The following is an 11,560-nucleotide window of genomic DNA, read 5'->3' as shown; positions in this document are numbered from 1 at the left end:
CACCATGTATACGTACGCCGGATCCGTCGAAGTGAACCCGCCTGCCATCGAGCAGAAGCTGACCCACCAGCAGCTGTGGAAGGCGCTGGAAATGAAGGCCGAAAACCCGGTCGGCTTCGTGCCTGGCATGGAGTCATGCAAGATCGTCGCGCGCTTCCAGAACGGGTTCCTCCGCGAGGCGATCCTGTTGGGCAAGCCGCTCCTCGAACGCATCACCTACACCGCGCCCATGGTCGTGCACTTCGAGCGCATCAACAGCGTCGGCTGGATCACCAACACCATCAGCGAATCCGAGCGCGGCCTGATGCTGACGTTCAGCTTCTCGGTCGAGCTTCCCGATGTGAAGCCGGGATCGCAGGAGGAAAAGGAACTCGGCGCGCAAATGGGCAAAGGCTACATGCTGGCCGTCGAGACGACGCTGAAAGAGGCGCGCCGGCGCGCGGGCCTGAATCTCATCTAAGCGATCTCGAAAGCGGCGGGTCCGCCCCCAGCGGATTCGCCGCTGTCGACAAGCGCTGGACGTTCAGCGGGCGCAAACACCTGCGGCGCGGACGCGAGTCCAGCCACCCGAGACTCATGACTACAAAGGAGACAGCCATGGCACATACGACTACAGAACAAGGCCTGATCGAGATCGCGAGGGAATACTTTCGACGCGTCGATGCAGGGCGGGGCGATCTGGTCGAGCTGTTCAACGATGACATCGAGGTCTACTTTCCCAAGTTCGGCGTGGTGAAGGGCAAGCAAGCGTTGTTCGAACTGGCTTCCGGGCTGTTCACCCGCATCGCCGAGCTCTCGCACGACCAGGATTCGATGCTGTGCGTTGCCAATGGCGACGACGTGGTCGTCGAAGGCCTGAGCCGAGGCAAGACAAAGAGCGGCGTCGAATGGGCGGGCGGCAAAACCCCGACCGGGCGCTTCTGCAACGTCTTTCACTTTCGCGGCGAAAAGATCGATCGCGTGCACATCCATCTGGACCCGGACTACGGCAGTGAAGACCGTGAGCGGTTCCTGTGGGGAATGGAAAGGTCCTGGTGATTCCGAACACCGTTATCGCCGCCTAGGCGGCTCTTGGAGGAGACAAATAGTGAGAGATACGAGGGGGCGTCCTTCGCGGACGCTTATGGGTGCGGGCGTGACGTTGATGCTTGGCGCGGTTTCAGCGGTGCAAGCCATGCCGATCGACACGGGCAATGAGGACCTCACGGTCAACTTCGACAACACGGTCAAGTACAGCGGCGCCTCGCGCGTGAAGAGCGCCATCCCTGCCTTGCTTGGCAATCCCAACACCGACGATGGCGATCGCAACTTCGGCAAGGGGCTGATCTCGAACCGCCTCGACTTGTTGTCCGAGTTCGACATGGTCTATGCCAAGCGCTACGGCCTTCGGCTGAGTGGCGCAGCCTGGTACGACAGCGTCTACAACCGCAGCAACGACAACCCCGGCTTCGCCGGCGGGGCTTTCCCGAACCAGATTTCGGTGCCGTACAACGAGTTCACCGATGCGACGCGAGATCTGCACGGCCGCAAGGCCGAAATGCTGGATGCCTTCGTGTTCGGGAGCTTCGACGTTGGTGACAAGACGGTCAGCATGCGCCTGGGACGCCACTCGCTGCTGTGGGGCGAGAGCCTGTTCCTCGGCAACAACGCCATCGCGGGCACGATGAGCCCGGTGGACGTGGTCAAACTGGCGTCGGTACCGAACACGCAATTCAAGGAGGCGATCCGGCCGGTGCCGCAGTGGTCGGGCAGCATCCAGCTGGCGTCGACGCTGTCGGTCGGGGCGTTCTATCAGTTCGGATGGCAGCCCTACAGACTGCCAGCAGTCGGCAGCTACTTCTCCGCGGTCGACATGCTGCCGGACGGCGGCGAGCAGCTGCTGCTCGGCCCCGGCCTGGCCGCACCGCGGTTTGGCGATCAGAAGCCCAAGGACAGCGGCCAGGGCGGGCTGCAGCTGCGCTTGCGGGCGGACGAGACCGACTACGGGCTGTACCTGGTGCGCTTCCACAGCAAGGTGCCGCAGATGGTGCTCATGCTCGGTCCCTCCCCATTCGGTCCTGTTCCGTTCGGCTATCGGCTGGCCTATCAGGAAGGCATCACTGCCTTCGGGGCCAGTGCTTCGCACACGTTCGGCGACCTGAACCTGGCCGCCGAAGCCTCCATCCGTCACAACCAGGATCTTGCAAGCAGCCGGGCGGTCGACGCCTCCGCGCTGGCGCCTGGCGTGATCGCGCCCACGAACAACAGCAACAACCCCGCCTATGCCGTTGGCAACACGGCGCACATGAATCTCAACGCCATCTGGACGCTGCCGCGAACGCCCCTGTTTGCCGAGGGCACGCTGATGGGCGAGCTGGGCTGGAACCGTGCCCTGTCGGTGACCAAGAATGCGGCGGCACTGGACCCGAACGCGACCCGCGATGCCTGGGGGCTGCGCATGCAGGTCGAACCGATGTACCGGCAGGTCGTCGGCGGCCTGGATCTGGGCGTGCCGATCGGCGTGGGATACAGCCCGAGGGGCTCGCGCTCGATGGCGCTGGGCCCGGCCGCCTGGACCCCGGACGGCGGTGGCGACGTCACCATCGGCCTGAACGGGACGTACCTCGATGTCTGGCGATTCAGCCTCGCTTACACGCACTACTTCGGCAGCGCTGGCAGTTTCATCAACTCGGCCGGCACCTATTCCTACGCGCAGGCCCTCAGGGATCGCGATTTCATCGCGTTCTCCCTGCGCCGCACTTTCTGAACACCAGGAGACATCGATGTATCACACCCTATCCAAGGTCGGCATCGCCGCGCTCGTGGGCCTTGCGGCCCTCTCTGCGCAGGCCGGAGTTTCCGCCGAGGAAGCTGCCAAGCTGAAGTCGGAGCTGACCCCCTTCGGTGCGGAGCGTGCCGGCAACAAGGACGACAGCATCCCGGCGTGGACCGGCGGAGTGGCGAAACCCGGTGAACTGACCGGCAGGCGACCGGACCCCTTCGCCGGGGAGAAACCACTGTTCTCCATCACCGCCAAGAACGCTGCGCAGTACGCCGACAAGCTGAACGAAGGCAATCAGGCGCTGTTCAAGAAGTACCCGGACACGTACCGGATCGACGTCTACAAGACCCAGCGCACGGCCGCGGCGCCGCAATGGGTCTACGACAATACGTTCCGCAACGCGAGCCAGGCGAGCACCGTTGAAAGCGACGGCGGCCCGATCCCCAAGGGAGCGTACGGCGGCATCCCGTTCCCGATCCCGAAGAACGGCGTCGAGATCATGTGGAACCACATCCTGCGTTGGCGCGGCGAAGCGGTGCACATGGACTACAAGGCCTACCAGTTGACCACCGACGGCCGCTGGATCATGGTGGTCGATGCCAGCAACGACATGGCCATGCCCTTCTATTTCAAGGAGGGCAACGCCGACAGCTATCAGGGGGAACACTGGCTCGTGCGCGCGGTCAACATCGGTCCGCCGATCCGCTCGGGCGAGGGCATCCTTGGCCGGATGCAGCTCGACGAGAGCAAGTCGCAGTCGTGGGTCTACCTCACAGGTCAGCGCCGCATCCGCAAGCTGCCGAATCCGTGTTGCGACACGCCGTCGCCGTTCTCCGCCGGAGTATCGACATTCGACGAGGTCGACGTCTTTTCGAACCGGATGGACAAGTTCAATTGGAAGCTGGTCGGCAAGCAGGAGATGTATATCCCGTACAACGGCAACAAGATCCAGAACGCCAAAAGCGATGCGGTGATCCTGGGCTCGGGCCGTCATCTCAACCCCGACGAACTTCGGTGGGAACTGCACCGCGTCTGGGTTGTCGAGGCAACGCTCAAGCCCGGGCAGCGCCACGTGTTGCCCAAATCGCGCTACTACCTCGACGAGGATACCTGGGAAGTCGTGCTCAGCGACCGTTGGGACGCCAACGGGCAGCTCGCGCGCACAGGCTTCGAGGTCATGCTGGCAATGCCGGACCTGCCCGGCACCGTAGGACTGCCGCAGGGCGTGTACGACCTGATCTCCGGCAGTGGATTTGTCCTGGGGCTGGACGCCGAGGTGAAGAGGCCGTACCAAGCGGTACCGCGCCAGAAGGACACGCTGTTCTCGCCCGACTCGCTGGCCGCTGAAGGCGTGCGCTGAGCAGGCCAGGGGGGGCGTTCCGGGCTGCATTCTCAAACTCAATGACTCAACATCTCATGAATGATCTGATTGGAAGAACAGCGCTTGTCACCGGAGCAGCGCAAGGGCTTGGCCGCGTGTACGTCGATGCGTTGCTCGCGCAAGGCGTGCGCGTCGCGGCCGCCGATATCAAACCGGTTGACCTTGACCGCTGGGCCGAGCAGGCGAAAGCCGGCGATGTGATCGGGCTTCAGCTGGATGTGGCGACTGAATCATCGGTGCAAAAGGCGATCAACGCCGCCGTCGAGCACTTCGGGAAGCTGGACATCCTGATCAACAACGCATCCATCGCCGTGGACCTGGATCGCAAGCCGCTTATCGAGATGGAGGCGGCGTCATGGGAGCGCGTCATGAACGTGAATGCCAAGGGTGCTTTCCTGTGCATGCGCGAGGCCGCGAAGGTGATGGTTGCGCAGCGCTACGGAAAGATCGTCAACGTCGCCTCCACCACGGTGCTGACGGGCGAACCCCGCATGCTGCATTACGTCGCATCCAAAGGCGCGGTCATCGGCATGACCCGCGTCGCCGCACGTGAGCTGGGTGAGCATGGGGTCACGGTCAACTGCATCGCCCCCGGACTGACCATGACCGATGCGATCAGGGCCACCGGTGCCTTTGGCGGCGAGGCCTACCAGGCCAAGATACGGCTTCGCTCCATTCCCCGTGAGCAGGTGGCCGACGATCTCTGCGGGGCCATGCTCTTCCTGTCGTCGGCCCAAAGCGATTTCATCACCGGCCAGACTCTCACAGTGGATGGCGGGGCTGTGATGTTGTGACCTGGAGGGACAGGCCGTGCCCGCCACGCCGCCCCAAGCCGTCGGGGTATTGAGCCGTGCATTCGCCGCCGCGGTGCGGCGGGACTTTGCGGACCATAGGGTCCAGGTGGCAGTGAGCGCGGCGCCTAGGCGCCGGAGGAGTTCCCGCACCTCATCCGGTCAGAGCACAAGCAGTACCTGCAGGTGGTGAAGGCGGCCAATCTCAAGGTCGAGTGACAACCTAGCGGCTCTTGCGGACGTGGTTGCGAACCTTGCGGATGATGCGCTTTGCTTCAGCCGAAGAGATCCCCTTCTGCAGCAGCACGTGAAAGGCGATGTCGAAAGACACGTCCAATGACGGGAGCCTGCTCTGGGCGATGTCGCGGATCGCCCCGGCGATCATCCAGGACCCGATGCGCCATTGCAGCAAGAGTTCGGCTTCCGTGGCCTTGATCGCTCCGCTGCGCATGGCGTCCCGCAGGTTGGCCATCGCGAAGTCGAGGATCTCGTCGTGCAGCGTGTCGACGAGGACGTCATGGCGATCGACCAGCGCCCGCCAGATGGGATCGGTCGCTCCCTTTTCGATCAATGCCGCGCACGCAAAAGCCACCAGTTCGAGCGGCTCGAAGTGATTGTGCTCGTCCCTTGGGGCCGACAACTCTTCGGCATATGCATTGATCAGGCGGCGCACCACGGCAACGGTCAGCGCCTCCTTGTTGGGGAAGTAGTTGTAGAGGGTGCCCTGGGCCACGTCGACCACGCCCGCGATGTCCTGCATGGTCGTGGTCACGATGCCCTTGGACTGGAAGACCCGCGTCGCGGCTTCAAGGATCAGGTCTTCGGTGCGCTGGCGGCGGCGTTCGCGGCGGGTCGGGCCCTCTTGTTTGGAGGCCTGCAAGTCAGGGGTGGACATCTTGGAGCCGGTCGCCATCTAAAGCATGAGTTAGGTTCACAGACTGAGCTGATTGTAATTCGAGGGATTTCCCTCATTTTTTGTAGTGACCATGAGTCATAAACTGACTCACATTCATAGTACAGAACCGCTAACAGAGATTGGCATTCGAAAGGAGCCTTCCATGGCACACCAATACGACGACCGCCCGCTCATCGTGGGCATCGGTGGCACCACCCGTGCGGGCTCTTCCTCCGAGCGCGCCTTGAGCATCAGTCTGCGCGCGGCCGAGGCCGAAGGTGCGAGCGTCGTGATGCTGTCGGGCACGGAGCTGGAAATGCCGATGTACGCACCCGAGCGCCCGGAGCGCAGCTCCAACGCGCAGCGCCTGCTTTCCCTTGTTTCCGGGTGTGACGGGTTGATCCTGTCGTCACCGTCTTATCACGGAGGCATCTCGGGCATGCTGAAGAATGCGCTGGACTACACGGAGGATCTGCGCAACGGCGATCGCTGCTACCTTTCCGACTGCCCGGTCGGTCTCATCGCCTGCGGAGCCGGCTGGCAAGGTGCTGCCACGGCGCTGTCGGCCCTTCGCTCCATCGTCCATGCGCTGCGCGGATGGCCCACTCCGCTCGGGGTGATGCTCAACAGCGCGGGCGGGTTGTTCGATGCGGATGGGAACTGTGTGGCTCCCAATGGGCAGGCGCAACTCGAAGCCGTCGGGCGGCAGGTGATGCAATTCGCCAGCGCGTGGAAGACCGCGCGATTGACCGCTGCTTGAGTTCGGTAGCTGCAACGAGAGAGGAAAGCATGACCGACCCGAAAGCCTTGGCCGCGGCCGAGCCCAGCCGCCGCGTGGATGCGCCGCCCACCGACGTGCCTGTCGTCGATTGCGACCCGTACGGCGACGCGTTCCTGATGGATCCCTATCCCGTGCATGAGCGCTTGCGCGAAGCCGGCCCGGTGGCATGGATTCCCGAATACGGCGTCTATGCCGTTGCGCGTTACGACGATGTGCGCAAGGTGCTCATGGACCACCACAGCTATATCTCCTCGGCGGGCAACGGCCTGGCCAATTTCAGGAAGGAGACCCCGTTCCGGCCGCTGGGTCCCCTGATCGAATCCGACCCGCCTGAGCACACTGCGGCGCGCAACGTGGTGTCCCGCGTCATGTCGCCCCGTGCGTTGAACCAGCTCAAGACGGACCTGGAAAACGACGCGGCGGCGCTGGTCGACCGATTCCTCGACATGGCGGCAGGCGCGCCCAGCATCGACGCGATGGCGACGCTTTGCTCGGTCTATCCGCTGAAAGTCTTTCCCGACGCTGTGGGCGTGGAATCGGCAGGGCGCGAGAACCTGCTGCCCTACGGTGATCTGGTGTTCAACTCGTTCGGGCCGCGCAACGAGCGGTTCCACAAGGCGTTCCTCCGCGTGCAACCGCTGCACGAGTGGGTGATGAAACATTGCGATCGCGATCGCCTGCGTCCCGGCGGCCTGGGTGACCAGATCTATCAGGGGGCCGATGCTGGCGAGATCACGCTAGCCTGGATTTCCACGCGGGGTAGTTGGGCTAACAGAGGGGCCTGTTGCTGAGCTCCACAAGGCTACGCCGACATGCGCAAGGAATGGCCGTTCCACCAGGGGATGGAAACCGGAGTATTGAGCAATCCGGAAGCGAGGATGATGGGCAAGTGGGCGCGGCGGTGGAAGTGGACCTGGACCTCGGAGTCGGTGACTGAGACGTCGGCGGGCGTGTCGATAAGGTCACGGAAGATGTGGCGAGCCTGGGCATCGGCGTAGCCGCGCATGCGACGCGCCAGCAGCCGGTACAGGCCACTGGCGATGACCAGCAGGGTCATGTCGAAGTCCACTTTCATTCCGACTGCCGAGGACAACGCATCCATGTGAAAGAAGCGAACGGCGTCGGACAGGGCGTTCTCGATGAGCATGCGCTGGGCGTAGCGGGTGAGCAGCTTGGCGTGAGAGGTGTCACGGTCGTTGGTCAGGAGGATCGTGGGCTGTTCGTGGCCGAGATCGACGACGAAGAGCTGACGCAAGGTGGCGCCGGCCAGGCTGATCGACTGCTCGAACACGCGAGGGTTCTTGAACTTGCGGGCGGGCACATCGAGACTGACCCGGCGCCAGGCCGAGGCGGGAAGATCGTCCACCTCCTGCAGCAGCGCCGCAGAGCGGCGACGCAGCGTCATGAAGGTGATGCCCATCTGGTCCAGGCGCGCCAGGTGGGCGTAGGTGGTCAGGCGCGAATCGAACACCAGATGCCGCGGGAGCTCACCGTGCTGACGCTTCCAGAACTCGATGAAGCGGAAGATTTCTTCGGCCTCCTCGCCCTTGCGCAGATCGGCATTGGAGTAGCAGAAGGCGCGACCGCTGGCGTCCTGCGCGAGGAAGGCCAGCACGCTGGGTTGCGCGCGACTGCGTGCGGACACGAAGTGGCGCTGGACCTGGGGATCGTCGCCGTAGTACGGCACCGAGTGGAAGTCGAGGTTGAACGAGCGGGCATCGAACAGATGCTCCTCGGTGACGGCGCGGTGCCAGGCCCCCAGCAGCGAGACGGTGCGCTCACGTTCGACGCGAGAGGAATACTCGCACAAGTAGCTCTTCTTGGGCACGACGTTCAGGCCGCAGAACAGGGCCAGGCCCGGATCGGTGACGAAGGCCATGACATGGCTCTTGCGCTCGATCGACCACAGCTTGAGCGCGAGTGCGCAGCGCAGTGCGTGAGACGAGGGGATCATCCTGGAGCCGGGCAGCTTGGCGCGCGCGGCGATCTCCTCGAACTGCAGGCGCACCAGATCGGGCAGGAAGAGGAGCAAGCCCCCGCAGCGCGTGGTGAACTGCGTGCCCGGGCGTAGCGCGAACTCGCGCACATCGGCCACGGCTTCGGCGATGGGCCCCAGCCGATCGAGTCGCTCGTCGTCGCCGCGCCGCGGCAGCGGCGCGAACCCCTCCTCGCGCAGCACCTCGCGCACGGCGGTGGGACTCAGGGGCGTGCCGTGCGCCTTGAGGGCCTGGCTGATCTCGTAGACCGAATGGTTCTGCTTGCGCAGGGCGACCGCCAAGTCGTGAGCCTTGGACTTGTGCGGCTGGGTGCGCGGACCATGGCTGGGAGAGGCGAAGAACTGCGGATCGGGATCGCGGCGGAACTGATGGCACAGCACACGGAAGGACCCTGGCGTGTAGCCGAAGGCGCGGGCGACTTCGTGGGAGGGGTGACCTTCGACGAAGAAGGCGCGAAGGGCTTCGTACTGTCGCTGGCGGGGATGGGAGGGCTCGGCGAAGAATCGTCGGATATCTGTTATGTCTTTAGGTACGCCTATACCCATAAAAGCATTGTTGTACATACATACAGCCATGTCAACAAGAATCTCCCCCGAACCAGTGAAGATCGCTCAAAAAGTCAAGCTGCATGCGGCTGGGCAGGTGATCTGCCCGTGGCTGGCGCGAGCCATGCACAAGCGCAGACGGCCCCGCATGGGGGCCGTCTGGCCTATGGGTGGGCGCGCACAAATTGCTAACGCTGGAGGGCTCCTGGCCACTCGGGCGCGCGAGCAAGAACTGGTCTGCCCTATCGAGCAGCGTTAGCCAAAAAGTGGTGCGTGGAAATCCAGGCTAGACGCGGCGAAGCTGCTGCTCAGGGCGTTCCTCAGCGCGGGGATCGACACGACAGTGTTTGGACTGGGCAACGTGTTGCACCTGCTGGCGCGTCATCCCGATGCCTACGATAAGCTGCGCGCCGATCCGGAGCTCCTGCGCGCCGCCATCGACGAAGCGATGCGTGTCGAGCCCGTGGCGCAGCAGGTCTTTCGCACGACGGCGCGCGAGACCGCCCTTGGCGGCGCCACGCTGGCGGATAACTACAAAGTCATGCTGCTGATCGGATCAAGCAACCGTGACCCTCGACAGTGGCCGAATGCCGATACCTTCGACATCGAACGTCGCCCCCGGGGGACGCTCACTTTCGGGGCGGGCATCCACGGATGCGTGGGCCAGGTCATCGCGCGCCTGGAGATTGAAGCGCTGCTGACCGTCTTGATGAAACGCGTCCGACGCTTCCATGTCGCTGGCACGCCCGAGCTGTATCTGAACAACACGTTGCGGGGTCTTGCGACCCTGCCGCTGGCCATCGAGACGGCCTGAGGCTCCTGGGGGCCTAAAGTCGTCGCAGGGGCTTGTCGACGCTCGTCGACGATGCGGGGCGCATCGGTTTTCGTGAGATTGTCTGATGCGACGTGAGTATTCGTCGATTGTCGGTCGAGCCGGCGTGCGAAACACTCGATCTGTCAACGATCGCCGATCCTCCATCGACCATGCATCTCACGGGTAGCCAAGCAAACTCGATGCCGGCTCAGGCCCTTTGGGCGACCGTGAAGGGCGCGACGGCCGTACCGCAGACGGCGGTCGTTTCGGACTTCTCGCCTCCGGTTGTGCAGTTGCCCGCCTGGGCGCGGCGGCTTCTCACAACAGGTGCCGCGGTCCGCGCGATCGCGCTGCTTCACTGATCAACGAATTGGAATACCGATGACGCGTATTGTGTTTGTTCAACTCGACGGCTCCCGGCATGAATGCGACGTTCGCGACGGGACGAGCATCATGCAGACGGCCGTCAACGCCGGGCTTGACGGGATCATCGCGGAATGCGGCGGTTCGGCGATGTGCGCGACGTGCCACGTGTACGTGGATCCTTTGCGGCTCGATGCGTTGCCGCCGCCCGATGCTGTAGAGGACGAAATGCTGGACTCCACGTTCGAGGCTCGCCGATCCAACAGCCGCCTTGCCTGCCAATTGGTCGTGAGGCCCGAAATGGATGGGCTCATGATTTCGCTGCCGCAGCGCCAAGCCTGAGAGTCATGGCGGACCCCATCGCTTCTTCGCTCGACTGTGTCGTCATCGCGGGTGCGGGCCATGCCGGTACCCAACTGGCAATCTGCCTTCGTCAAGAGGGATACGACGGACGGCTGCTCATCGGGCTGGAGTTTGCCGCGACCGCACTTTCGGCGGGGGTGAGCGTCGACGTCATTGATGTTGCAGATCGTCCGATGGCTCGGGCTGTTTCGCAGCCTACGTCCGCGGCGTTCGAGAAGAGCTTTGTTCAGGCGGGTGCGCAATTCCACTTTGGCTCGAACGTCGAGCGCCTGATGGGGGAGCGCGGAGCGGTCGTTGGCGTGCAGTTGAACGATGGTCGTTCGATCCAGGCTGACCTGGTCGTCTACGGCATCGGCGTTGTCCCCCGCACAGGCCTTGCTGCCTCTGCGGGACTGTCGGTCGGAGGGGGCATTCGGGTCGACGAAGCCCTGCGAACCAGCGACCCCGCAATCTACGCGATCGGGGATGCTGCGGAGTTTCCTTTCGACGAGGGCCACTGCCGGCTCGAATCCGTGCAGAACGCCACTGACCAAGCGCGTTGTGTCGCGGCGGCCCTGATGGGGCGGCCCGCACCATACAGCGCGGTCCCCTGGTTCTGGAGCAACCAGCTACTGCGCTTGCAGATCGCCGGGCTGGCGCGGGGCTGCGACCAGTACGTGACGATCGGCCCGGACCTCTCGCAGCAATTCTCGGTTCTGTGTTTCAGACGCGATGAACTCGTCGCCGTGGAATCCGTGGGCCGGCCCGCGGACCACATCGCCGCGCGAAAGATCCTTGCCGGAACGCGGCGCCCCACGCCGCTGGATGCCAGAAGGCCGGGCTTCGAGTTCAAAAGCTGGGCCGCAGGCATGCCGGCCTGATGTTGTGAT

Annotated in this window: 12 protein-coding genes; 10 read left to right on the top strand and 2 right to left on the bottom strand. The window is 63.8% G+C overall.

The window, feature by feature from the left end:
* Nucleotides 1-4: 4 nt before the first annotated feature.
* The 5 genes from VAR608DRAFT_RS04625 (at nt 5) to VAR608DRAFT_RS04605 (ending at nt 4,936) form a co-directional block, all read left to right on the top strand.
* The gene (locus VAR608DRAFT_RS04625; protein WP_088952996.1) at nt 5-460 is read left to right on the top strand and encodes an SRPBCC family protein; all 456 of its coding nucleotides are present in this window, start codon (nt 5-7) and stop codon (nt 458-460) included.
* A gap of 137 nt (nt 461-597) precedes the next feature.
* Entirely contained in the window at nt 598-1,038 is a 441-nt protein-coding gene (locus VAR608DRAFT_RS04620) for a nuclear transport factor 2 family protein (protein ID WP_088952995.1), read from the top strand.
* Between the two features lie 85 nt (nt 1,039-1,123).
* Entirely contained in the window at nt 1,124-2,746 is a 1,623-nt protein-coding gene (locus VAR608DRAFT_RS04615; protein ID WP_331713040.1) for a DUF1302 domain-containing protein, read from the top strand.
* A gap of 16 nt (nt 2,747-2,762) precedes the next feature.
* Nucleotides 2,763-4,121 (top strand): DUF1329 domain-containing protein, encoded by a 1,359-nt coding sequence (locus VAR608DRAFT_RS04610; RefSeq protein WP_088952994.1) that lies wholly within the window; start codon nt 2,763-2,765, stop codon nt 4,119-4,121.
* 56 nt (nt 4,122-4,177) lie between these two features.
* Nucleotides 4,178-4,936, top strand: a complete 759-nt coding sequence (locus VAR608DRAFT_RS04605) for an SDR family NAD(P)-dependent oxidoreductase (protein ID WP_157730632.1) — start codon at nt 4,178-4,180, stop codon at nt 4,934-4,936.
* A gap of 220 nt (nt 4,937-5,156) precedes the next feature.
* On the opposite strand, the gene VAR608DRAFT_RS04600 is transcribed toward VAR608DRAFT_RS04605, so the two are convergent.
* Complete coding sequence (locus tag VAR608DRAFT_RS04600) at nt 5,157-5,828, bottom strand: TetR/AcrR family transcriptional regulator (RefSeq protein ID WP_157730630.1); 672 nt, start codon at nt 5,826-5,828, stop codon at nt 5,157-5,159.
* Nucleotides 5,829-5,991: 163 nt separating this feature from the next.
* On the opposite strand from VAR608DRAFT_RS04600, the gene VAR608DRAFT_RS04595 reads away from it, so the two are divergent.
* Together VAR608DRAFT_RS04595 and VAR608DRAFT_RS04590 are read left to right on the top strand one after the other, a co-directional pair.
* Nucleotides 5,992-6,588 carry an NADPH-dependent FMN reductase gene (locus tag VAR608DRAFT_RS04595; RefSeq protein WP_088952991.1) on the top strand — a complete coding sequence of 199 codons (597 nt, stop codon included), beginning with the start codon at nt 5,992-5,994 and terminating at the stop codon, nt 6,586-6,588.
* Nucleotides 6,589-6,617: 29 nt separating this feature from the next.
* The gene (locus VAR608DRAFT_RS04590; protein ID WP_088952990.1) at nt 6,618-7,400 is read left to right on the top strand and encodes a cytochrome P450; all 783 of its coding nucleotides are present in this window, start codon (nt 6,618-6,620) and stop codon (nt 7,398-7,400) included.
* Between the two features lie 11 nt (nt 7,401-7,411).
* Here the strand turns inward: VAR608DRAFT_RS04590 and VAR608DRAFT_RS04585 are convergent, their stop codons facing one another.
* Entirely contained in the window at nt 7,412-9,169 is a 1,758-nt protein-coding gene (locus VAR608DRAFT_RS04585) for a hypothetical protein (RefSeq protein WP_157730628.1), read from the bottom strand.
* Nucleotides 9,170-9,452: 283 nt separating this feature from the next.
* On the opposite strand from VAR608DRAFT_RS04585, the gene VAR608DRAFT_RS04580 reads away from it, so the two are divergent.
* The 3 genes from VAR608DRAFT_RS04580 to VAR608DRAFT_RS04565 all read left to right on the top strand — a co-directional run bounded on the left by VAR608DRAFT_RS04580 (nt 9,453) and on the right by VAR608DRAFT_RS04565 (nt 11,551).
* Complete coding sequence (locus VAR608DRAFT_RS04580) at nt 9,453-9,965, top strand: cytochrome P450 (RefSeq protein WP_088952988.1); 513 nt, start codon at nt 9,453-9,455, stop codon at nt 9,963-9,965.
* A 381-nt stretch (nt 9,966-10,346) separates the two neighbouring features.
* Nucleotides 10,347-10,670 (top strand): 2Fe-2S iron-sulfur cluster-binding protein, encoded by a 324-nt coding sequence (locus VAR608DRAFT_RS04570; protein WP_088952986.1) that lies wholly within the window; start codon nt 10,347-10,349, stop codon nt 10,668-10,670.
* Nucleotides 10,671-10,675: 5 nt separating this feature from the next.
* The gene (locus VAR608DRAFT_RS04565) at nt 10,676-11,551 is read left to right on the top strand and encodes an NAD(P)/FAD-dependent oxidoreductase (protein ID WP_088952985.1); all 876 of its coding nucleotides are present in this window, start codon (nt 10,676-10,678) and stop codon (nt 11,549-11,551) included.
* Nucleotides 11,552-11,560 lie beyond the last annotated feature (9 nt).

It is taken from the genome of Variovorax sp. HW608, assembly GCF_900090195.1.
Classification (GTDB): domain Bacteria; phylum Pseudomonadota; class Gammaproteobacteria; order Burkholderiales; family Burkholderiaceae_C; genus Variovorax.
This window is presented reverse-complemented; position numbering and strand designations above follow the sequence as displayed.